21 protein-coding genes are annotated in these 22,488 nt (G+C 66.8%); 15 read left to right on the forward strand and 6 right to left on the reverse strand.

The window, feature by feature from the left end; all coding sequences use genetic code 11:
* Nucleotides 1-78: 78 nt before the first annotated feature.
* Nucleotides 79-999 carry a LysR family transcriptional regulator gene (locus ACP26O_RS25565; protein ID WP_175663185.1) on the reverse strand — a complete coding sequence of 307 codons (921 nt, stop codon included), beginning with the start codon at nucleotides 997-999 and terminating at the stop codon, nucleotides 79-81.
* Between the two features lie 419 nt (nucleotides 1,000-1,418).
* On the opposite strand from ACP26O_RS25565, the gene ACP26O_RS25570 reads away from it, so the two are divergent.
* From ACP26O_RS25570 to ACP26O_RS25595, 6 genes are all read left to right on the forward strand, one after another.
* Complete coding sequence (locus ACP26O_RS25570) at nucleotides 1,419-2,492, forward strand: helix-turn-helix domain-containing protein (protein ID WP_175663184.1); 1,074 nt, start codon at nucleotides 1,419-1,421, stop codon at nucleotides 2,490-2,492.
* Nucleotides 2,441-3,757, forward strand: coding sequence for an Nramp family divalent metal transporter (locus tag ACP26O_RS25575; protein WP_175655156.1), 1,317 nt, complete (start codon nucleotides 2,441-2,443; stop codon nucleotides 3,755-3,757). Before ACP26O_RS25570 ends, ACP26O_RS25575 begins: the two co-directional genes overlap by 52 nt.
* Before the next feature lie 81 nt (nucleotides 3,758-3,838).
* On the forward strand, nucleotides 3,839-4,426 hold the full coding sequence (locus ACP26O_RS25580) for a phosphatase PAP2 family protein (RefSeq protein ID WP_105830085.1): 588 nt from the start codon (nucleotides 3,839-3,841) through the stop codon (nucleotides 4,424-4,426).
* 436 nt (nucleotides 4,427-4,862) lie between these two features.
* Nucleotides 4,863-5,651, forward strand: coding sequence for an SDR family oxidoreductase (locus tag ACP26O_RS25585; protein WP_175663183.1), 789 nt, complete (start codon nucleotides 4,863-4,865; stop codon nucleotides 5,649-5,651).
* 35 nt (nucleotides 5,652-5,686) lie between these two features.
* Nucleotides 5,687-6,703, forward strand: coding sequence for an NADP-dependent oxidoreductase (locus ACP26O_RS25590; protein ID WP_166725259.1), 1,017 nt, complete (start codon nucleotides 5,687-5,689; stop codon nucleotides 6,701-6,703).
* A 135-nt stretch (nucleotides 6,704-6,838) separates the two neighbouring features.
* Nucleotides 6,839-7,342 carry a thioesterase gene (locus tag ACP26O_RS25595; RefSeq protein ID WP_175663182.1) on the forward strand — a complete coding sequence of 168 codons (504 nt, stop codon included), beginning with the start codon at nucleotides 6,839-6,841 and terminating at the stop codon, nucleotides 7,340-7,342.
* Between the two features lie 9 nt (nucleotides 7,343-7,351).
* Here the strand turns inward: ACP26O_RS25595 and ACP26O_RS25600 are convergent, their stop codons facing one another.
* The 4 genes from ACP26O_RS25600 to ACP26O_RS25615 form a co-directional block, all read right to left on the reverse strand.
* Nucleotides 7,352-8,404, reverse strand: coding sequence for an AI-2E family transporter (locus tag ACP26O_RS25600; RefSeq protein ID WP_105830088.1), 1,053 nt, complete (start codon nucleotides 8,402-8,404; stop codon nucleotides 7,352-7,354).
* A gap of 226 nt (nucleotides 8,405-8,630) precedes the next feature.
* Nucleotides 8,631-9,215, reverse strand: coding sequence for a BPSL1445 family SYLF domain-containing lipoprotein (locus tag ACP26O_RS25605; protein WP_012365579.1), 585 nt, complete (start codon nucleotides 9,213-9,215; stop codon nucleotides 8,631-8,633).
* A 70-nt stretch (nucleotides 9,216-9,285) separates the two neighbouring features.
* Entirely contained in the window at nucleotides 9,286-9,675 is a 390-nt protein-coding gene (locus ACP26O_RS25610; RefSeq protein WP_011660445.1) for a DUF883 family protein, read from the reverse strand.
* A 337-nt stretch (nucleotides 9,676-10,012) separates the two neighbouring features.
* Nucleotides 10,013-11,815: an ExeM/NucH family extracellular endonuclease gene (locus ACP26O_RS25615; protein WP_175663181.1), complete on the reverse strand. Its 1,803-nt coding sequence runs from the start codon at nucleotides 11,813-11,815 to the stop codon at nucleotides 10,013-10,015.
* A gap of 207 nt (nucleotides 11,816-12,022) precedes the next feature.
* On the opposite strand from ACP26O_RS25615, the gene ACP26O_RS25620 reads away from it, so the two are divergent.
* The 8 genes from ACP26O_RS25620 to ACP26O_RS25655 all read left to right on the forward strand — a co-directional run bounded on the left by ACP26O_RS25620 (nucleotide 12,023) and on the right by ACP26O_RS25655 (nucleotide 18,998).
* The gene (locus ACP26O_RS25620; protein WP_011660447.1) at nucleotides 12,023-12,376 is read left to right on the forward strand and encodes a YciI family protein; all 354 of its coding nucleotides are present in this window, start codon (nucleotides 12,023-12,025) and stop codon (nucleotides 12,374-12,376) included.
* 131 nt (nucleotides 12,377-12,507) lie between these two features.
* Nucleotides 12,508-12,930, forward strand: a complete 423-nt coding sequence (locus tag ACP26O_RS25625) for a YciI family protein (RefSeq protein WP_011660448.1) — start codon at nucleotides 12,508-12,510, stop codon at nucleotides 12,928-12,930.
* A 26-nt stretch (nucleotides 12,931-12,956) separates the two neighbouring features.
* A complete protein-coding gene (locus ACP26O_RS25630) occupies nucleotides 12,957-13,373 on the forward strand; it encodes a VOC family protein (RefSeq protein ID WP_175663180.1) in 417 nt (138 codons plus the stop codon).
* A complete protein-coding gene (locus ACP26O_RS25635) occupies nucleotides 13,370-14,638 on the forward strand; it encodes an RNA polymerase sigma factor (RefSeq protein ID WP_175663179.1) in 1,269 nt (422 codons plus the stop codon). Before ACP26O_RS25630 ends, ACP26O_RS25635 begins: the two co-directional genes overlap by 4 nt.
* A 212-nt stretch (nucleotides 14,639-14,850) precedes the next feature.
* Nucleotides 14,851-15,273 carry a rubrerythrin family protein gene (locus tag ACP26O_RS25640; RefSeq protein WP_011660451.1) on the forward strand — a complete coding sequence of 141 codons (423 nt, stop codon included), beginning with the start codon at nucleotides 14,851-14,853 and terminating at the stop codon, nucleotides 15,271-15,273.
* Nucleotides 15,274-15,398: 125 nt separating this feature from the next.
* A complete protein-coding gene (locus ACP26O_RS25645) occupies nucleotides 15,399-16,736 on the forward strand; it encodes a heterodisulfide reductase-related iron-sulfur binding cluster (RefSeq protein WP_011660452.1) in 1,338 nt (445 codons plus the stop codon).
* A gap of 45 nt (nucleotides 16,737-16,781) precedes the next feature.
* Nucleotides 16,782-17,363 (forward strand): DUF3501 family protein, encoded by a 582-nt coding sequence (locus tag ACP26O_RS25650; RefSeq protein WP_175663178.1) that lies wholly within the window; start codon nucleotides 16,782-16,784, stop codon nucleotides 17,361-17,363.
* 693 nt (nucleotides 17,364-18,056) lie between these two features.
* Complete coding sequence (locus ACP26O_RS25655; protein ID WP_175701230.1) at nucleotides 18,057-18,998, forward strand: transposase; 942 nt, start codon at nucleotides 18,057-18,059, stop codon at nucleotides 18,996-18,998.
* A 121-nt stretch (nucleotides 18,999-19,119) separates the two neighbouring features.
* On the opposite strand, the gene ACP26O_RS25660 is transcribed toward ACP26O_RS25655, so the two are convergent.
* Nucleotides 19,120-20,646, reverse strand: a complete 1,527-nt coding sequence (locus ACP26O_RS25660; RefSeq protein ID WP_175663177.1) for a mannose-1-phosphate guanylyltransferase/mannose-6-phosphate isomerase — start codon at nucleotides 20,644-20,646, stop codon at nucleotides 19,120-19,122.
* A gap of 439 nt (nucleotides 20,647-21,085) precedes the next feature.
* Between ACP26O_RS25660 and ACP26O_RS25665 the strand changes: the two genes are divergently transcribed.
* Entirely contained in the window at nucleotides 21,086-22,459 is a 1,374-nt protein-coding gene (locus tag ACP26O_RS25665) for an undecaprenyl-phosphate glucose phosphotransferase (protein ID WP_041491740.1), read from the forward strand.
* Nucleotides 22,460-22,488: the final 29 nt, after the last annotated feature.

Genomic DNA, 22,488 nt, shown 5'->3' on the forward strand with positions numbered 1-22,488 from the left:
TGTGCGGCGTACGAGCCGTTAGCATACCGTCCCGGCGAAAACCGCGGGCGCTGCGTGCTTCGACGGCGCTCGACGGAATCAGCCGGCGACGCCGGCAGTCCTGCGCACGAGCGTGGCGACGCGTTCGCGCACCCACTGATGCGCGCGGTCGGTCTCGCGCGATTCGTGCCAGTACGCGAGCAGCGGAAACGGTTTGAGCCGCAGCGGCAGCGGCTGCACGGCGACCGGCAGCAACGCGGCCATGCGCAGCGCATACGAGCGCGGTAGCGTCAGCAGCAGGTCGCCCGCCGCCGCGATCTGGCACGCGGCGAAATAATGCTGGCACACGAGCTGGATGTGCCGGAAGCGCCCGTCGTTGCCGAGCAGCACATCGAGCGATTGCGGTTCGCCGAGCGGCGACACCGCGATATGCCGCGCGGCGAAATAGTCGGCGCGTCGCAGCGGGCCGCTCGTCAGCGGATGATCGTGCCGCATCGCGACGACCAGCGAATCGTCGAGCAGGTGTTCGGTCGCGATGCGCGGGCCGGTTTGCACGCGTCGATCGACGGCGAGATCGAGATTGCCCGACGCGAGTTCGCGTTCGATGTCGTGCACCGCGACGCGGCGGCTCACGAATCGCAGGCCGGGCGCTTCGTCGGCGAACGCGGCGACGATCTGCGGCAGCGCGATCGATTCGAGCACGTCGCGAATGCCGACCGCGATGCTCAGGTCGAGGGTCGCCGGGTCGAATGCCGACGGGTCGCGCGCGGTGCGCTGCAGTCCGGCGAGGTGAAGCTGCACGTCCGCGATGATCGCGCGCGTGCGCTCGGTCGGCACGACGCGGTTGCCCTGGCGGACGAACAGCGGGTCGTCGAAATGCGCGCGCAGCCGGTTGAGCGCATGCGTGACGGCCGGCTGCGTCAGGTGCAGCGCGCGGGCGGCCGCGCCGATGCCGCCGTTCACGTAGACGGCGTCGAGCACGCGGAACAGGTTCAGGTCGAGACGATGATCGGCGGGCACGGACGAAGTCGGCGTGGTGGACGTTGAGCGATTCTAATTGACACGCGGACAACGGAACGCACGTGGCGTGCGCGCGTTCGTTCGTACCCGGCGTTGCCGCGAATGTCGCGACGATCGGCAGCGCAGCGCATGCGCCTTTCATGCGTATTTCCACGTGGCCATACCAGCGCTCGGCAACAGCCTGTAGTAATCCGCCATCATGCTGTCGCGGTCGGCCATTTCGCGCCAAATAGAGGACCCCTTCGGCTAAGATGCCGTCGCTTCATATTTTGAGATAGCCGTCCTGTCGCACGTGTCCAAACCAAATATAAGCCTGACAGTTCGACGGTAATACAAGAAGTCGAAACAGTCCGGGGGCTTGGTCAGTGGAAGCAGCAGATCAGAGATGGGTCGTTGTCTATTTGAGTACGGGATTTTCTTTGGCCCAGGCCGCGCGTCTCGGCGAGGCCTTCAACCTGGCGAATCGCCTGCATGCGCTCAGTGCGGATTACCAGTTGAAGTACGTATCCGAAAGCGGGGGATTGCTGCAATCGTCGTCCGGCGTGCAGATCGCCGCCGATGCGCTCGGTGACGAGCACGGACATCGTGCGCGCGCGTTCTTTCATCTTCACGGTGATCGCGCGTCGGTCAACTGGAGCGATGCGTTGCGCCGCCGCCTGACCGACATTCATCGGCATGCGCGCTGGATCGTCGATGCGATGGACCTGTCGACGCTCGCGGCGTCGCAGCGGCAGACGGACGCCGGACAATCGCGAACGGATCGCACCCGCGGCGCGGCGGTCACGATCGAACCGCAGGGCGGCGAGGCCGACGTGTTCGCGGCCGTGCTCGACATGTTCCGCGCCGATCTCGGCGACAGCGCCGCGCAGGAGATCGCCAGCAACCTGATGCGGCCGGTCGAACAACGCTATACGCAGTCGATGTGGGCGTTTCGCGAGCTGAGCGCGAGCCCGTCGATCCGGATGTCGGCGCAGCGGTTGCGCGCGCAGAGCGCGAACCGCATTTCGATCGCGGAAGTCGCGCGGACGGCCGCCATGAGCGAGCGCAATTTCCTGCGGCGCTTCAAGAAGGAAATCGGCGTGACGCCGACCGAATTCGTGCAGCACGTGCGGCTCGAGCGCGCGTGCCACATGCTGATTCACACGACGCTGCCGGCCGACAAGGTCGCGCGGCGCACGGGCTTCGGCAGCGGCGAGCGTCTGGCGAAGCTGTTTCGCCAGCGTCTGCTCATGTCGCCGACCGAATTTCGCATCGCCGAGCGCGAGCGGATCCTGACGAACGGCGCCGGGGCGGCCGATCCGCAGCCCGACCCGCAGTCCGATCCGCGGCCCGCGAAAACCGACGGCGAGCGGGCGAATCGGGGCGGGCGCGCCGAGCCACGCGGGAAAACGGAGCGGAAGACCGTAAAATCACCGTGTCGCGATCACGATCCCCGGTTTCCATGCCCTTGCTCCCCACCACCGCCACCGCCCCCTTCTGCCCGTCGGAAGTAAAGGGCAGCATCACGATCGACGCCGGCGCGTCGCGCTGGATGAAGCTCAAGCGCTTCTTCGGCCCGGGCCTGCTGGTCGCGATCGGCTATATGGATCCCGGCAACTGGGCCACCGACATCCAGGCCGGCTCGCAATTCGGCTATTCGCTGCTGTGGGTCGTCGCGTTCTCGAGCGTCGCCGCGATCTTCCTGCAGATGCTCGCCGCGCGGCTGGGCCTCGTCGCGGGCAAGGATCTCGCGCAGGCCAGCTACGATCGTTACGGCCCCTTCGGCCGCGTCGTGCAGTGGGTGACCGCCGAGGTGTCGATCATCGCGTGCGACATCGCCGAAGTGCTCGGCTGCGCGCTCGCATTCAAGCTGCTGCTCGGCGTGCCGCTCGCGTGGGGGATCGTGCTGACCGCGCTCGACACGGTGATCGTGCTCGGGCTGCAGGGCAAGGGCGTCCGGCAGATCGAGGCGATCGTGCTCGGGCTGATCGCGACGATGGCGTTCTGCTTCGTCGCGCAGGTCGCGATCACGCCGCCCGACTGGCATGCGGTCGCGAAGGGGCTCGTGCCGGGCAACCCCGGCCACGACAGCAAGGACGCGATCGTGCTCGCGCTCGGCATCGTCGGCGCGACGATCATGCCGCACAACCTGTATCTGCATTCGTCGGTCGTACAGACGCGCCATGTCGTCGGCGGCGCGCGCGGCCTGATTCGCGACACGCTCGCGCTGGTGCGGATCGACACCTGCGTGTCGCTGTTCGTCGCGATGCTCGTCAATGCGGCGATCCTGATCGTCGCGGGCGCGGCGTTCCATGCGACCGGCCAGCACGACGTCACCGACATCGAACAGGCGTACCGGCTGATCACGCCGATCGCGGGCGGCGCGGCCGCGCTGCTGTTCGGCATCGCGCTGCTCGCGTCCGGCCAGAGCTCGACGCTGACCGGCACGATCGCCGGCCAGGTGATCATGGACGGCTTCCTGCACACGAAAATCCCGTGCTACCAGCGCCGGCTGATCACGCGCGGGCTCGCGCTGGTGCCCGCGCTGATCGGCGTGCTGTGGCTGGGCGAAGGGTCGGTCGGGCAACTGCTCGTGTGGAGCCAGGTGCTGCTGAGCCTGCAACTGCCGTTCGCGATGTGGCCGCTGATCCAGTCGGTCAGCGATCGCAAAACGATGGGCGAGCATGCGATCGGCCGCAAGATGCAGTTCGCCGCATGGGCGCTGTTCGTCGTCATCACCGGCACCAACCTGCTGCTGATTTCGGGTGTCGCCGGCTGATACAGGCTGTCACAGGCTGAAACAGGCGCGGCGCGCGCTTGCGTTAAACTGCCCCCTTTCGCTAGCGGTTCGATGTGTGTTATGTGGAGTGAAATCAGCAACCTCGGCGACGCCGCGCTGACCCTGCCGGTCGCGCTGACGTGCGCGGTCTGGCTCGCGCTGTCCAACTGGCGGCTCGCGGTGCGCTGGATCGTGCTGCTCGCGGCCGGCATGAGCCTGGTCGGGGCGACCAAGATTCTCTATGCGGGCTGCGGGGTCGAGATCCCGCAGTTCGATTTCCGCGTGATCAGCGGCCATACGATGCTGTCGACGTCCGTGTGGACCGTCGCGCTGTCGATGCTGTGGCAGGCGTTTCGTCCGGGCAAGGCGCCGGGCGTGGCGGCCGGTCTGGCCGTCGGCGCGGTGACGGCCGTCGCGCGCGTGTTCGACCATTCGCACACGATTCCCGAAGTCGTCGTCGGCTGGCTGCTCGGCGCGCTGGTCGCGTTCGTGTTTCTGCGCGCGTACGCCCACGCGTACAAGCGCTCGTCCTCGCCGCGCATCGCGGCCGTCTGCCTGCTGCTCGTGTCCGGCATCGCGTACGGCAATCGCGCACCGTTCCAGCAGATGATCGACACGCATTCCCCGCAAGTCTGCGCGTTCATGCGCGCGTCCGGCGACGGGTTCTGACGGCGGCTGGTTCCGGGGCTCGATGCCTCGGTGCCGGATGCGGTCGTGGCCGCGGCGCTGCCCGCGCGTTATTTCTTGTTTCATTCGTTCCCTGTCATCGGCAAACGCCCGCGTGGGGCCTTCGTCGCATCGGTATTCTCGGTAATCGGCCGCGCTGCGCCGGCGCCTGCGTGTCGCAACGGGCGCGGCCGCGGTTGCGAAGGCCATCAGCCATATCTATGACCGGGCATTACGAATATTCATTTCATCGATCGGCGGCAATCGCGTACGCTGGCGTTCGTTCGATCGGGGCCTGCAGCGGCGGCCTGCCCGATGGGTTCGGCGCGGTGCGGCCGGCTCGCTATACTCGCGCAAACCGCGCGGCCGTCGGTCGGCGCACGGCAACCGCCGTCGCGGCACCGGTCCGCCACGACGATTCACGATAGGAGCAGGTCCCATGACAGTCGTTTCCTCGCGCCTCGCAGGCAAGTGCGCGTACATCACGGGCGCCGCCGGCGGCCTCGGACGCGCGATCGCGCGCCGGATGGTCGAGCAGGGCGCGCGCGTGTTCCTGACCGACATCGCCGACGCGGCCGTGCTCGACGCCTTCGCGCACGAACTCAATGCGGGGCACGCGGTGCCTGTCGCGTTCGCGGCCACGCAGGACGTGCGCGACGAGGGACACTGGCAGGCGCTGCTCGCGCAGGCGAACGAAGCGATGGGCGGCTTGTCGGTGCTCGTCAACAATGCGGGCGTCGGATCGATCGGCACGCCTGCGCAGATCGAGATCGACGAGTGGCGGCGCGTGATGGCGATCAACGTCGAGAGCATCGTGCTCGGCTGCAAGCATGCGCTGCCGTACCTCGGCGCGAGCCGGCCGGCGTCGATCATCAACATCTCGTCGGTGGCCGCGTTCAAGGTCGAGCCGGAATTCACCACGTACAACGCGTCGAAGGCCGCGGTCGCATCGCTGACGAAGTCGGTCGCGATCGATTGCGCGCGCCGCGAGCTCGACGTGCGCTGCAACTCGATTCACCCGGCGTTCATTCGCACGGGGATCGTCGAGCCGCTGTTCCAGTCGCTCGGCGAACGCGATGCGACGCGCAAGCTCGCGCGCGGCATTCCGCTGCGCCGGCTCGGCGATCCGGATGACGTCGCGCATGCGGCCGTCTATCTGGCGTCGGACGAAAGCCGCTTCGTGACGGCCGCCGAACTCGTGATCGACGGCGGCATGTGCGCGGTCTGACGTGCAATCGATAACACCAACCGGAGGAGAACATCGTGTCGACACCCGTGAACCGCCAGCTGCTGCTGAAAACGCGCCCGGAAGGGCGGGTCGGCCGCGAACACTTTTCGCTCGTCGAAACCCCCGTGCCGGCGCTCGCCGACGGCGAAGTGCTCGTGCGCGTGCTGTACCTGTCGATGGATCCGACCAACCGCGTATGGATGAGCGACGTGCCGCAATACCTGCCGCCTGTCGCGATCGGCGAAGTGATGCGCGCACTCGGCATCGGGCGCGTGGTCGCGTCGCGCCACGCCGGTTTCGCGGAAGGCGACCTCGTGCAGGGGCTCGTGGGCTGGCAGGACTATGCGGTCATCGCGGCCGACCAGGCCGCGCAGCTCGTGAAGCTGCCCGCGCAGTCGGGCCTGCCGCTGCCGACGCTGCTCGGCGCGTGCGGGATGAGCGGCCTGACCGCGTACTACGGGCTGACCGACATCGCGCCGGTGCAGCCCGGCGAGACGCTCGTCGTGTCGGCGGCGGCCGGGTCGGTCGGCTCGATCGCCGGCCAGATCGGCAAGATCCACGGCGCGCGGGTGGTCGGCATCGCGGGCGGCGCGGACAAGTGCCGCTACCTGACCGAGACGCTCGGCTTCGACGCGGCCGTCGACTACAAGGCCGACGATTTCCGTGAGCAGCTGAAGGCGGCGACGCCGGACGGCGTGCACGTGAACTTCGAGAACGTTGGCGGCGAAGTGATGCGCGCGGTGTTGTCGCGGATGGTGATCGGCGGGCGCGTCGCGCTGTGCGGCGTGATCTCGAACTACAACAGCGGCCGCGCGGCGGACGACGTCGGCGTGCTGATCTCGAAGCGCATCACGATGCGCGGCTTCCTGATTCTCGACTACCGCAAGAGCCGCGAAGCGGTGCAGACGCTCGCCGGCTGGCTGCGCGACGGCCGTCTGAAGGCCGAGGAAACCGTGGCCGACGGGCTCGAAAACGCCCCCGACGTGCTCAATCGCCTGTTCGACGGCGACCATCGCGGCAAGCTCGTGCTGCGCGTCGATCCCGACGCGTGAACCGGCGGACATTGTTTTAGGACTTGTCCCATAGATCGTTTCGGTTGCTCTCCTTACAGTAATCGCCAGCAAACGGCGGCGTGACATGCGCGTCACGCCGCCGTTTTCATTGGCGCGGCGAGACGGGAGGGAAACATGCGAACGAAGGCAACGCACGCGGCATCGGCGGTGATGCGCGATCGAACGATGCGGCGCAGGTGCGACAGGCTGCGGATCGTCGCAGTGGGGATCGGCATCGCGTGCGCGATGTCGGGTGCCGGCGCGGCCGGGCACGCGCATGCGGATGGCATCGTGCGATTCACCGGTGCGCTCGTCGATCTGTACGACGTGACATTCGACGCGCCGTCGATCGAAGCGGCGGACACCGCGACGGCGGTGACGCTCCGTTTCGATGCGCAAGGCCGGCGCCTGCCGGGTGCGCACGTGGCGCTCGTGAGGCCGGACGGCGAGCCGCTGGTGCAGTCGGCGGGAGCGGAGATTCGCGCGACCTGGCGCGATGCACGCGACGATCGAAGCGTGCCGCTCGTATCGGGGCGAGCTCATCGCATTGGCCCGCATGGCGGCGTGATGACGGTGGCCGGGCCGGAAATGCAAACGGGCGCCGTGGCGCCCGTCGTGATCAGGATTCGTCATCCGTGACGCGCGGAGTCATTCTCCCTGTTCGGAGCGCGCGTAGATGTCCCAGCTTGCCATGAACAGCGCGGCGACGAGCGGCCCGATCACGAAGCCGTTGATCCCGAACAGCGCCATCCCGCCGAGCGTCGAGACCAGCACGACCCAGTCGGGCATCTTCGTGTCCTTGCCGACGAGGATCGGGCGCAGCAGGTTGTCGACGAGGCCGATCACGCCGACGCAGAACGCGACGAGGATCACGCATTTCCAGATCGCGCCGATCGCGAGGAAGTAGAGCGCGGCGGGTATCCACACGAGGCTCGCGCCGATCGCCGGCAGCAGCGACAGGAACGCCATCAGCGCGCCCCACAGCACGACGCCCTCGATTCCGAGGATCCAGAAGATCAGGCCGCCGAGCGCGCCCTGCACGAGCGCGACCGCGATATTGCCTTTCACGGTTGCGCGCACAACGGTTGTGAACTTCGCGAGCAGCAGGTTCTTGTGCTCTTCGTCGAGCGGTATCGAGCGGCGTACGCGGCGGCCGATCTCGCCGCCGTCGCGCAGCAGGAAGAACAGCATGTACAGCATCACGCCGAAGCTGACGACGAACTGGAACGTGTTCTGGCCGATGCTGAGCGCCTGGGTGGCCGCGAACTGGCTGATCTGCGCGGCGCCGTCGGTCAGCTTCTTCTGGATGCCGGGGATGTTGGACAGCCCGTATTTCTGCAGCAGGTTCTGGATCGACGTCGGCAGCGCGTGAATGATGTCGTGGAAGTACCGCGAATAATTCGGCTGCGCGTCCTTCAGTTCCTGGTACACGTACGCGATTTCCTGTACGAGCGTCGCCGTGACGAACACGAGCGGCAGGATCACGATCAGGATGATCAGCGACATCGACACGAGCGCCGCGAGATTGCGCCGCTTGCCGAAACGCGCGGCGAGCCAGCGCTGCACCGGCTGGAACAGGATCGCGAGAATGGTGCCCCAGAAGACGGCGCCGGAGAACGGCGCGAGTATCCAGCACAGTCCGACGGTGACCGCGAACAGCAGGAAATAGAAGAATTTTTGGTGATCGTGTCCGCTATCCATGGATGGTTCGCGCATTGATGCCTGGTTTGATTGAATCTCGTCGCTTCGGGCGCGATCGGCTCGCGAACGTCACGGGTTCGCGGCGAAGCACGCTGCGGGCGGCCCGACCGGCAGTATGCCCGCAAAGGTGTCGCCATCATAGCCGCTGCGCGCGGCGCACGCGAAAACGCCGCGGGCGAAGCCGCGGCGTTGGCGGGAAGGGGCGCGGCAGCGCCGCGCCGGATCGTCAGATGTGGAGCCGGGTGATCTTGGTGCCGTTCACGGACAGGTCGCCCATCAGGCCGGCGTTGGTCAGCACCAGTACCTGGACCGGTGCGGTGGCCGTGTTGGAATCGACCGCGCCGTTCGCGCCGACCTTCACGACCGCGACGGACGCGTCGGCACCGGCCGACCAGCCTTCGGACTTGCGGAACGAGTCGAGCGCATCCTGCGTCATGAACAGGAACACGATCGCCTTCGATTGCGCGCCGGCCTGCAGGCCGACCGACAGCGACGACGTGTTGTAGTAGCCGACGGTGTTGCCGCCGACGCGCAGTGCGCCGTTGCCGGACTGGCCGCCGACGATCAGGCCGGCCTGCAGCACGTTCGGGAACACGAGCACGCCGCGCGACTTCGCGACGAGTTCACGCGAGCCCGGCACCGTCGAATAGAGGCGCGACAGCGTTGCATTCACGCTCGCGTCGATCGACTGGCGTTTCGACGCGCTGGCTGCCGCGTTGTCGGGTTTGTCGGACGTCATGGTGCAACCGGCAAGGGCGAGACTGCCGACCATGACGGCGGTGGCGGCTTTCAGGGCGAGGGATTTCTGCATGGCGATTCTCCTTCGTTGTCGGGTTGAGGACGGACGGTCCGGGTGCGTGCAGCGGGGCGGCCGGCCCCGTTCAACGGCGGGAAGAAAGGAGCAGGCCGGCGACGAACGCGAGGCCCGCGACGACGCCCGCGGTCTGCCACGGGTTGTCATGCACGGCTTGCGACACGCGTTCGGCGGATTCGCGCAGCCGGGCGGCCGCGGTGCCCGACGCGTAGTCGAGCGTGCTGCGCGCTTCGTCGAGCCGCGCCTGCACCCGCTTGCGCAACGCGGCGATATCGCCGTCGCCATCGTTCTTCAGCAGGTCTTCCAGTTCGTCGACCAGCCCGCGCAGATCGTCGGTCACATCCGCATGCAGGTCGTGGGCAGCCGAGCGCGTCGTGCGTCCGACACGCCGGCCGGTGCGACGGATTTCGGACAGGCCGCGATCCAGCTTGTGTTCGATCGAGTCGGTGAGCGCCATGGTGTTTATCCTCCTTCGATTTGATTTACAGGCCAATTTGAAGATAAGACGAATCCCAGCAACCTGTGTGATTCAAATCAGCCAATTGAGTTTCGAGACAAATTTTCAATTCGTCGGCAAGATCCCTTGGAAGCCCCGCGAGTGGGGCCGGACAGCGGTTGAAAAAATTTCGAGATCGAGCGAAGCGACATAAAGAAAACCATTGCCGGGCGTGAAAAGCCCGGTAAATATGGCGTCGCCCGGCCTGTCAGGTAAATAGTGCCGTTGCATGCGTTCTGTTGATGCAATTGCACTACTCGCCATGCTTTGGTGGAGCAGGGTTTGTGCCCGCGCTGCTTCAGGTGGCGCCTTCCTCCAGCGCAAGGTCGATGACGACGGGATCGTGATCCGACGAACGGTATGCATCGGGCGCGTAATAGGCGGCCTGTTGCGCCGGGGTTTTGTAATCGGGCACGGCTTGCAGTGCAATCGGTTCATCGGCGTTGATGTGCCACGTGTGCACGGCTTTCACGCGGGCGGCGAGCGGCGGCGTCGCGAGTGCGTGGTCAAGGTTGCCGGCTTCGCCGCGGAATACATACGTGTAGCCGGCATTGCCGACGAAGCGGGCGACGAGGTTGGCGTAGCCGTGCGATTCGAGCGCGCGCAGCGGGTCTTCCTTCGCGTAGCTGTTCAGATCGCCGATCAGCAGCACGCCGTCGGCCGCGGCGCCGGTCGGCGACGTGGCAAGCCACGCGGCGACGCGTTCGGCCACGCGCGTGCGCGTTGCATTCCAGCAGCCCTGGCCGTCCGACTGGTCGAGATCCGGGCCGGTGGCGTGCGGGCAGTTTTTCGACTTCAGGTGGTTGACCGCGACCGTGAACGCGCGGGTGCCGCCCATGCGGCGGAACGTCTGCGCGAGCGGCGGGCGATTCCGACCGTCGAGCGCGACGGTCGCGGCGCGCCCGACGGGCTCGATCGACCGGCTGTCATACAGCAGCGCGACCGCGATCGCATCGCGGCCGAGCCGTGCGGTGCCGGGGTCGACCGCGCGCCAGCCGCCGCCGAGCCGGGCCGCGAGCCGCTGCACGGCGCTCGCCGGGCCGTGCCCGTTGTTCGCGATTTCCATCAGGCCGATCACGTCGGCGCGCAGCGCACGCAGCGCGGCCACGAGCTTCGCTTCCTGCCGCGCGAAGGCGGCGGGCGTTTTCGCGCCGCGGCCGGACGGATCGCCGAAGCCGCTGCCCGCGCCGTCGCCGTTGAAGTAGTTGAATACGTTGAACGACGCGACCCGCACGTCGGCTTGCGGATGCCGTGCCGGCGCGTCGGCCCGCGGATTCGACGCGGCCTCGAAGGCGGGCGGCGAGGCCGAAATGGGCTGCAATCGCCACGTGCCGTAGCGCAGTTCGAGCACACCTTCGATGCCGCGCACCGTGTAGCCCGCGCGCAGCGTGTTGGCGGCGCTGAGCGCAGGCGGCGGATAGCGGGCGGTTGCAGGGTTCACGCGGCTCGAACCGTCGTCGAGCACGATGCGGTTGCGTGCATTGGCCGCCGCGTGCGCAGCGGCTTCGGCCGGCGGCACCACGTGAGTCGGCATGTACAGGCGGCCGTGGCTGAGCACGATGCTGCCGTAGCGGCCGAGTTCGTAAGTATCGCTGACCGTCAGCGTTTGCGGAAAGCGCACGCGCATGCCTTCATGCGCGGCGAATACGGCGTCACTATCGACCGGCAGCATCAGCGCGGCCGGCGTGACGCTCTGCCCGCGCGCGCAGACGGCCACGCGGCCTGACAGCGCGAGTTGCGTCCGACCGTATTTCTGCTCGATCCTGCCGGTGACGTGCACGCGCTCGCCCGGCTGCACATGCGCATGCGGCGCATATACAAACAGGCCTTCCGGCACGCCCGGCCGGTGTCGCCGCTGCGCGTCCGCCTGCTGGACGAAGAATCCGCCGAAGCCATCGGGGCCGCCGAACGCCGCGGTGACGACTGCTTCGATCGACGTGGTGTGCCCGGCCAGCGGCGAGCGGCCCGCGGGATGCCGGATGTCGGCGATCGCGGTGGTGGTGCCGCCGCAGCCCGTGCTCACCGGCAGCGCGGCGGTGGCGGGCGGAACGGACAGGACGAGAAACGCGGCAAGCGCGAGCGATGACGGCAGGAGTGACATGGCGTGGCACACAGGAAGAAAATTCGAAGGTTCGGGACGCATCTTGACGGCAAAATCGCGTGCCGCGATCGAATTGGCCATCAGGCCAGTGCCGAATGGCCAACGATGACGGCAAGGCCGGCCGGGGCTGTTACGCTTCGCACCTGACGTGTCATTCCGGCCTGCGATCCGCACGCTTCCGCGCACGGCCCCCAACAGGAGATTTCCATGTCCTACATGCTGTTGATTGTCGAACCGACCGGCCAGCGCGCCGAACGCACGCTCGAAGACGGGCAGGCGCTTTACGCGCGGATGGTCGATTTCGCCGAGACGCTGAAAGCGCGCGGCGTGCTGCGCGGCGTCGAATCGCTGGAGCGCTCGGAACGCGCGACGCGCGTCGAGGTGCGCGACGGCGAGACGCGCCTCGTCGACGGCCCGTTCGCCGAGGCGAAGGAAATGGTCGGCGGCTTCTTCATCGTCGACGTCGACACGCGCGACGAAGCGATCGAGATCGCGCGCCAGTGCCCGGCGGCACAATGGTGCACGGTCGAAGTGCGCAAGGTCGGCCCGTGCTTCCTGTGACTGTAACGGCCGTGCCTTGGTGTTTACCCGCGCTCGTCGCGCGGCACGTCGATCCGGCAGCCTGTCGCCCGTCGTCCGGATAAGGCGCCGATGAACGGACGCCGCTTTCCACCGACGACAAGGAGTGAACGATGCGATTCATGATCATGATCCGGGCGAACGCCGTCAGCGAATCCGACGCATTGCCGGACAACCGGCTGGTCGAGGCGATGACGGTCTATCACGAGGAACTGGCGAAGGCCGGCGTGCTGCTCGATGCAAACGGCCTGCGGCCGAGCGCGCGCGGCTGGCGCGTGCGGTACACCGGCGGCAAGGGCACGGTGATCGACGGCCCGTTCGCGGAGACGAAGGAACTGATTGCCGGCTATACGCTGATCCAGGTGCGCTCGCGCGACGAGGCGCTCGAATGGACGCGCCGGTTCCCCGCGCCGTTCGGCGCGGAAATGGACTGCGAGATCGAGGTGCGTCCGCTGTTTGAGCTCGACGACCTGACGCCCAGCGACGCGGTCGAGCGGTTTCGCGAACTCCAGGTCGGACGCGGCCAGGCCGTCTGAATCCATCGTCGCCGGGAGCGAGCTTCATGCACAAGACGATCTTCATCAACCTGCCGGTGGCCGACCTGCCGCGCGCGACGGCGTTCTACGTCGCGCTCGGCTTCGAGGTCGTGCCGGCCTACACGACCGAGCAGGGCGCCTGCATCCGGATCAGCGACGCGATCTTCGTGATGCTGCTGGTACGGCCGTTCTTCCAGACCTTCACCGGCAAGACCATCGTCGAGCCGGCGACGCACGTGCAGGTACTGCCGTGCCTGTCGTGCGACAGCCGCGCCGAGGTCGACGCGGTCGTCGCGAAGGCGCGGGCGGCCGGCGGCGCCGTGCCGCGCCAGGCGCAGGCGTACCCGGGCATGTACAGCCACGATTTCGCCGATCCGGACGGCCACGAATGGGGGCTGGTATTCGTGGGGCAGGCCGCGGCCGGGCAGGAGCCGGCGTCGTGACGCGCGAGGCGACCCATCGTGCGATCGAGGCCGTCTGGCGAATCGAGGCGCCGAAGATCATTGCCCGCGCCGCACGCGTGGTGCGCGACGTCGGCGTGGCCGAGGAACTCGCGCAGGACACGCTCGTCGCGGCGCTCGAGCACTGGCCCGTCGACGGCGTGCCCGACAACCCGGCCGCGTGGCTGATGACGGCCGTGAAGCGGCGGGCGCTCGACCGGGTCCGGCAGGAGTCGCTGCATGCGGCGAAGCGCGATCAGCTCGGGCATGAAATGGACGCGCTCGAATCGCACGTCGTGCCCGACATCGCGGAGGCGCTCGCCGACGCGAGCGACGACGACATCGGCGACGATCTGCTGCGGCTGATCTTCACGTCGTGCCACCCGGTGCTGTCGACCGATGCGCGCGTCGCGCTCACGCTACGGCTGCTCGGCGGGCTGACCACGAGCGAGATCGCACGCGCGTTCCTGGCGCCCGAGCCGACGATCGCGCAGCGCATCGTGCGTGCGAAGCGCACGCTAGCGGCGGCGCACGTGCCGTTCGAGGTGCCGTCCGCCGCCGCGCGGCCCGCACGGCTCGCGTCGGTGCTCGAAGTGATCTACCTCGTGTTCAACGAAGGCCACGCGGCGACCGCCGGCGACGACTGGACGCGTCCGGCGTTGTGCGACGAGGCGCTGCGTCTCGGCCGCGTGCTGGCCGGGCTCGTGCCGGACGAAAGCGAAGTGCTCGGGCTCGTCGCGCTGATGGAGCTGCAGGCGTCGCGCATGCATGCACGCACCGATGCGCAGGGGCGGCCGGTACTGCTGCTCGACCAGGACCGCAGCCGCTGGGATCCGCTGCTGATCCGGCGCGGCCTCGCGGCGCTCGAGCGGGCGACGAAGCTCGGCGGCGTGCGCGGCCCGTATGCGCTGCAGGCCGCGCTGGCGGCGTGCCATGCACGCGCGCGGCACGCGTCGGAGACGGACTGGGCGCAGATCGTCGCGCTGTACGACGCGCTCGCCGAAGTCGCGCCGTCGCCGGTCGTCGAGCTGAACCGCGCGGTGGCGGTGGGGATGGCGTTCGGGCCGGCCGCGGCGCTGGAAATCGTCGACGTGCTGCGCGACGATCCGGCGCTTGCGCGCTATCACTGGCTGCCGAGCGTGCGTGGCGATCTGCTCGCGAAACTCGGCCGCACGGACGAGGCGAAGGTCGAGTTCCGCCGCGCGGCGGAATTGACCCGGAACGAGCGCGAAAGGGAATTGCTGCTCAAGCGGGCGACGGACGCGTGACGCACGGCAAGCGCTGCCGGAGCGAGGGACCGAAACCGTCCCCAATTCCGTCGGCGCACTATCGCCCGGATTGAAAAAGCCTATTGGGGGATGCGATCGCCAGCGCCTAGATTAAAAGGCACGATGCGTGCGTCACACGCACGCATCGTGCCCTACATACATCATCGGCCCGGCTTTCGCACGCGGCTGCGCCGACTCGAACGGAGGCGCAAATGGCTCAACTCAAGGGCAGCAAAACCGAAGAGAACCTGAAGGCCGCATTCGCGGGCGAATCGCAAGCGAACCGGCGCTATCTGTATTTCGCTTCGAAGGCTGACGTCGAAGGCCAGAACGACATCGCCGCGCTGTTCCGCTCGACCGCCGAAGGCGAAACCGGCCATGCGCACGGCCACCTCGAATATCTCGAAGCAGTCGGCGATCCCGCGACGGGTTTGCCGTTCGGCTCGTCGCGGCTGAACCTCGAATCGGCGATCGCCGGCGAGACGCACGAATACACCGACATGTATCCGGGCATGGCGAAGGCGGCACGCGAAGAAGGCTTCGACGAAATCGCGAACTGGTTCGAGACGCTCGCGAAGGCCGAACGCAGCCACGCGAACCGCTATACGAAGGCGCTGGACGCACTCGTCGACTGACGCGGCCCCTGCAAGGCCGCACGGCCCGGTCGGAAAATTTCGCCGGCCGGCGGCTGTGCGTCGATCGCTGCCCGCACCGCGCGGGCGGCGCGTTCGCGCGCATGCGCGCCACGCTGGAGCGCCCCATGCCCCACAAGGAAGGTAGCCTCGAAGCCCCGACCCGGCATCCGCTCGACTGGCAGTCCGAAGCATTCTATGACCAGGCCGCGATCGATGCGGAAATGACGCGCGTGTTCGACATCTGCGCCGGGTGCCGGCGCTGCGTGTCGCTGTGCGGCGCATTCCCCACGCTGTTCGATCTCGTCGACGACACGCCGACGGGCACCATCGACGAAGTGCCGAAGGCGGCGTTCGGCAAGGTCGTCGACCAGTGCTACCTGTGCGATCTCTGCTACATGACGAAATGTCCGTACGTGCCGCCGCACGCGTGGAACGTCGACTTCCCGCACCTGATGCTGCGCGGCAAGGCCGCGCGCTATCAGCGCGGCGAAGCGCCGCTGCGCGACAAGGTGCTGTCGAACACCGACGCGCTCGGCCATTTCGCGGGCATTCCGATCGTCACGCAGGCGGTGAACGCGGTGAACCGCACGCCGCCCGCGCGGCACGCGCTCGAAGCCGTGCTCGGCGTCGATCGCGACGCATGGCTGCCGGAGTTCGCGCCGCGCAAGTTCCGGCGCACCGCGAAGCGCTCGGACGGCCCGCCGGTGCGCGACGGCGAGCGCACGCCCGGCAAGGTCGCGATCTACGCGACGTGCTACGTAAACTTCAACGAGCCGGGCATTGGTCACGACCTGCTCGCGATCCTCGCGCACAACGAGATCCCGTACGAGCTCGTCACGCGCGAAGCCTGCTGCGGCATGCCGCTGCTCGAGCAGGGCAATCTCGCGGGCGTGGCCGCGAAGAAGGCCGTGAACATGCCGGTGCTGGAGCGCTATGCGCGCGACGGCTACGCGCTGATCGGCGCGATCCCGAGCTGCGTGCTGATGTACAAGAGCGAACTGCCGCTGATGTTCCCCGACGACGAAGCCGTGCGCGCAGTGGCCGACGCATTCTGGGATCCGTTCGAATACGTGATCGCGCGGCATCGCGACGGTTTGCTGAAGACCGATTTCAAGCAGGGCCTCGGCACCGTGTCGTATCACGTGCCGTGCCACGCGCGCGTGCAGAACATCGGCCGCAAGACGGCCGACACGCTATCGCTCGTGCCCGATACGCGCGTGAACGTGGTCGAGCGCTGTTCGGGGCACGCGGGCACGTTCGGCGTGAAGAAGGGCTTCCATGCGGACGCGATGCGGATCGGCGCGCCCGTATTCAAGGCAATGGCCGAGCCGCAGCCGGACTTCGTGTCGTCGGACTGCGCGCTCGCCGGCCATCACATCGTGCAGGGCATCGACGAGAAGGGGCTGCCGGCTGCGCCGCTCGCGCATCCGCTGACGCTGCTGCGCCGTGCGTACGGCATCTGAGGCGGCCGCGCGGCGAACCCATCGACTCCCATCCAAGGACATCCCATGACGCTGACCCGCGACTCGCTGCTCACGCTCGAAGCGTACGCGAAGATCCGCAAGGCCGAACACGCGCGGCTCGTCGCGTACAAGCGCCGCCGCGCGGTGGCGCTCGGCAACCATCTGCGCTTGCTGTTCGAGGACGAGACCACGATCCGCTACCAGATCCAGGAGATGCTGCACATCGAGAAAATCTTCGACGAGGCGGGCATCGAAGGCGAACTGGAAGCCTATCTGCCGCTCGTGCCCGACGGCACCAACCTGAAGGCGACGCTGCAGATCGAATACGAGCACGAGGCCGAACGCCGAGCGGCGCTCGCGCGGCTGATCGGCGTCGAGGATCGCGTGTATCTGCAGGTCGACGGGCATCCCGCCGTGTACGCGGTCGCCGACGAGGATCTCGATCGCGACAACGCGGAGAAGACCTCGGCCGTACATTTCGTGCGCTTCGAATTGAGCGCGCCGATGCGCGCGGCGCTCAAGGACGGCGCGACGCTGTCGATCGGCTGCGACCACCCGGCCTATACGATGCCGCCGCAACCATTGGACGCGGATGTGACCGCGTCGCTGGCCGGCGATCTGCGCTGATCTACGGTCGGTCGCGTCGTTTCGACGCTTCCACCCGCTCTATCGCGCGACCGACTGCCCTTCAGTCCGAGGATGTAACAAGCCTGTCCGCGCTTGCATGCCGGGAAACAATGTGCATTGCACGTCAGGTCGCTTTCATTACTCGCAGGTAAACAATAAAAAGATTGTGCACGGAGATAATTCGGTTCAGCGGTATTTGAACGATTTACCGATCCGTGAATATCTTGTTACGAAATTTTCCCTGATTTACCGATTTTAGGCGGCAATCTCCGCGATTGTTACGGCGCAGGGTCGGAACAGCCAGGAAGCGCCGCCGGCCGCGCGTCGGCCGCACCCCGCAGAGCCCCGCCAGACGGGGCTTCCCAGCCTCACGCATAAAGATCGCGTAAAAAAATTCAAGCGTAAATGGTTTGCGCATCCATGGCAGGTTGTTTCAGTACGTAACATTAAGTCATTGTCATATTGAGAGAAACCCTGAGGATGGTATGCTTCGTGCACAAAAATTCCCACATTGGAGTGAGACCGTGATTTGTGCGCCATTGCCGGGAATGGCGGCACCGTGAACGTGCGGTGTCGCGCCGGCATGCACAACATTCGGATAACCATAATGTGCAACCGGGCCGCCCCGTCACGCGATGCGTGACGACGGCGCCGACAATCGCAGCCCGGCCTGGCTGCGTGGAGAGATCTACTATGTTCTTCGATGAGCTTAACGATGAAGAGTGGGTTCGTCTTTCAACGCTGATCGCCGATGAACCCATCCGGCTGAACCGTCGAGGCCGCCCACGTGCAGAACCGCGCGTTGTCGCCAACGCGGTCCTGTGGATCCTGACGACCGGTGAAGCATGGTCGAAATTGCCCGGGCGCTATCCGTCCGGGCCGACGTGCCGTCGCCGCTACGAAGAGTGGCTCGCGAACGGCACGCTGTTGCAGATGATCGACGTGCTGACTCAATTCAGCGGGCGTACGTTCGCGTATGTGCCGCCGCCGCCCGTGCCCGCGGCGCCCGCGTGCCGTGCCGAGCCGGTGCCCGACAACGATCGTCTGCGCGGCGTGTTCTGGCAGAACCCCGAGTCGTGGCAATTGCCGGTCGCGCAGGCAAACGTTTGGGATGGCGAGGGCGCGACGGTGGCCGCGAGGCAGAGCACCGGTGCGGACCAATCGTCCGGCGCGTCGTTCGCTGTGCCCGGCGCGCAGCCTGCCGGGCTGCGCCGCGGGCGGGCGGGCGCGACGAGCTTCGCCGCGGCCGAGCCGCAGGTCGACGAGTATCGCGGCTATACGATCTATGGCAGCGCGCAGCCGGTGCAGAACCTGATGTACCGCGCGTGGGCCGAGATCATGCAGGACGACCGGCGCGTCGAGCGCTCGGGCCTGATCGGCCCGCGCTTCACCGACGCGGAAGCCGCGGAGCAGTACGCGCTCGACTGGGCGCGCCAATGGATCGATCGCCATGGTGCGAGCGACGAGCCGGTGCGCGTGCCGCAAAGCGAAGTGCTGGCCGGCCTGTCCGCGCTGGCGCGCGCGGAGTCGGACATCAAGCGCTTCATCGCCGAGCGTCGCGCGGGTGTGCTGTCCGAGGGCCGCAACGATCCGGTGCAGTCGGAGCGCCGCGAGTATGCGTATCGGGTAGGTTGATCGTCGTCCGAACGAAAACGCGCGGGTCGTCGTGTGTCACGGCGCCCGCGCATTTTTTTGTCTCCTCCATCCGCGTGATGCGGGGCGCACCGTCGACACGGCGCACCCCGCATCCGCTGCGTCACTGGCGTCCGTAGGTATCGTCGTAGCGGACGATGTCGTCCTCGCCGAGATACGCGCCCGACTGCACTTCGATCAGCTCGAGCGGCATCTTGCCCGGGTTCTCGAGACGGTGCGACACGCCGAGCGGGATGTACGTCGATTCGTTCTCGGACAGCAGGAAGGTTTCCTCGCCGCGCGTGATGCGCGCGGTGCCGCGCACGACGATCCAGTGTTCGGCGCGGTGGTGGTGCATCTGCAGCGACAGTCGCGCGCCCGGCTTCACGACGATGCGCTTCACCTGGAAGCGCTCGCCCATGTCGACCGAGTCGTAATGGCCCCACGGGCGGTGGACCTTGCGGTGATCGGTCGCTTCCGCGCCGCGTGCGGCCTTGATGCGCCCGACGATTTTCTTCACGTCCTGCACGCGGGACTTGTCGGCGACGAGCACGGCGTCGGGCGTTTCGACGACGACCAGATTCTGCGTGCCGACGCACGCGACGAGCCGGCTTTCCGAATGCGCGAAGGTCGACGTGGCGTCTTCGAACAGCACGTGGCCGCGGCCGACGTTCTCGGCATCGTCCTTCGGCAGGATCTGCCAGATCGCGTCCCACGAGCCGACGTCCGACCAGCCCGCGTCGAGCGGCACGACGACGCTTTCGCACAGCTGCGGCAGGTTCGCGAGCGGCTCCATCACCGCATAGTCGATCGAGTTCGACGGCGAAGCGGCAAATGCGTCGCGATCGACGCGGAAGAAGTCGCCGTCTTCCTTGCCGTTGGCGACGGCCTGCTCGCAGGCCGCGTAGATCTCGGGTTCGAGCTGGCGGATCGCGTTCAGCCACACCGATGCGCGCACGATGAAGATGCCGCTGTTCCACCAGTATTCGCCGGACGCGACGTACTGCTGCGCAAGCTCGAGATGCGGCTTCTCGACGAAGCGGTCGAGACGGCGCACGTCGAGGTCGCCGGTGGCGGCGTCGCCGAGCGGCGCGCCGACGCGGATATAGCCGTAGCCCGTTTCGGCGCGGCCCGGCACGATGCCCATCGTCGCGATCTTGCCTTGCGCCGCGCAGTGCACGCCGGCCGCGACCGCCGCATGAAAGCGCGGCTGGTCGGCCACCGCGTGGTCGGCCGGCATCACGGTCATCACGGCATCGCTGCCGCCGGCGACGATGCGCAGCGCGGCGAGCGTCAGCGCGGGCGCGGTGTCGCGGCCGAGCGGCTCGAGCATGATCGAAGCACGCTTGCCGGTCAGGCGCAGTTGTTCGGCGGTCGTGAAACGGTGATCCTCGCCGCATACGATCAGCACGTCGTCGTTCAGCGGATGACCGGTCGAGAGGCCGTCGAGCCTCAGCGCGGTGGATTGCAGCAGCGAATGATCGCCGAGCAGGCCGATCAGCTGCTTCGGATAGTGTTCGCGCGACATCGGCCACAGACGCGTGCCCGAACCGCCGGCGAGAATCACCGGCTGCACCGCGACGCGCGTACCGGCGTCGGTTGCGGCGGAAGAAGATGGGCGCGTATCGGCTACCACGGCCGGAGCATTCATGATGACACTCTCCTCGATTGAAGTCAGTGCCTGTTTGTAGCATGAAGTAAATCGACAATAAAACCGCGCGCCTTGCACGATATTCGTCGCGCACGTTCGTCGCGCGCATATCCGGGAAAATTTTCCGCGATGACATCCGGCGCAAATAAAAAATAAAAAATAATTCCGCGAATCGCGCGCGCATGCCTTGCCGCAAAGGCTCGGCGAGAACCGTAAAGTTTTCAAAAAATGCCCCGATTCGGGCTGGATTCGGGAAAACCTGCCGATTTAATTCAAGAATATCGCGGCAAGAATTTCCGATTATTTTTCGAAATACTTGTGCGCTTGAGGATGAATTTTCTTACCGCTTCAATAGCGTCATGCAACGTTTGAATCGAATGTGCGGCACGGGCTGCACGAGGAGCTGTTCGGCAAACGCCTGTTCAAAGAGGAAGCGAACATGTTGAGCGTGCTGGCGAGAGTCATCGATATCGCGATGGTCGTGGTGGGGGCGTTGATCGCCGCCGCGCTGCACGGCGGCAGCATCTGGCTCAACGATCTGCAACGCACGACGGTGTTGTTCGACTGCCTGCTGGTCGTCGTGTTCTTTCCGGCGATGGGCATCTATCAGTCGTGGCGCGGCAAGCGTCTCGTCGGGCTGGTGGGGCGTGTCGCGTTCGCGTGGCTCGTGGTCGAGCTCGCGGGCATCCTGATGAGCTTCAGCTTTCACCAGTCGGGCGATCTGTCGCGGCTGTGGCTCGGCTACTGGGCGCTCGTGACGATGGCGCTGCTGGCCGGCTCGAAGGCCTGCGTGCACGTCGTGCTGCGACAACTGCGGCGGGGTGGCTACAACCTGAAGGCGGTCGCGATCGTCGGCGGTACGCCGGCCGCGCGGCGGCTGATCGCGCAGATGCGGGCGCGCCCGGAAGCGGGCTTCAACCCGGTGTGCGTCTACGACGAAAGCGAAGTGCCGGGCGAAGTCGCGCTCGACGACGTGCGCATCGAGCGGCAGTTCGAATCGCTGGTGTGGCTGGTGCGCAGCCGCGCGATCAGCGAGCTGTGGCTCACGCTGCCGATCACGGAGGAGCGGCGGATTCACCAGATCGTGACGGTGTTCCGCCACGACTTCGTGAATATCCGCTTCATTCCGGACGTGCGCACGCTGTCGTTCTTCAACCAGGAAGTGGTCGAGGTGCTCGGCGTGCCGGCGATCAACCTCGCGGCGTCGCCGATCACCGACGTGCGGATCCTGCCGAAGTTCGTGTTCGACCGGCTGTTCGCGCTGGCGGCGCTCACGGCGCTGGCGCCGCTGATGCTGCTGATCGCATGCCTGATCAAGCTGACGTCGCGCGGGCCGGTGTTCTTCCGCCAGAAACGCAAGGGCATCGACGGGCACGAGTTCGAGATCTACAAGTTTCGCTCGATGAAGGTGCATCAGGAAGTCGCGGGGCAGGTCACGCAGGCGACCAAGAACGATACGCGCGTGACGCCGGTCGGCCGCTTCCTGCGCCGCACGAGCCTCGATGAACTGCCGCAGTTCATCAACGTGCTGAAGGGCGAGATGTCGGTGGTCGGCCCGCGGCCCCATGCGCTCGCGCACGACGACATCTACAAGGATCTGGTGAAGGGCTACATGTTCCGCTACCGGATCAAGCCGGGCATCACCGGCTGGGCGCAGATCAACGGCTTTCGCGGCGAGACCGATCAGATCGAGAAGATGATGGGGCGCGTGAAGCTCGATCTGTACTACATGCAGAACTGGTCGTTCTGGCTCGACATCAAGATCGTCGTGCTGACGCTCTGGAAAGGCTTCACCGGCAGCAACGCTTATTGACGCACGCCCGCTCAGGCGTTTCGGTTTTA

It is taken from the genome of Burkholderia sp. R-40, from assembly GCF_049942845.1.
GTDB classification, from domain to species: Bacteria; Pseudomonadota; Gammaproteobacteria; order Burkholderiales; family Burkholderiaceae; genus Burkholderia; species Burkholderia ambifaria.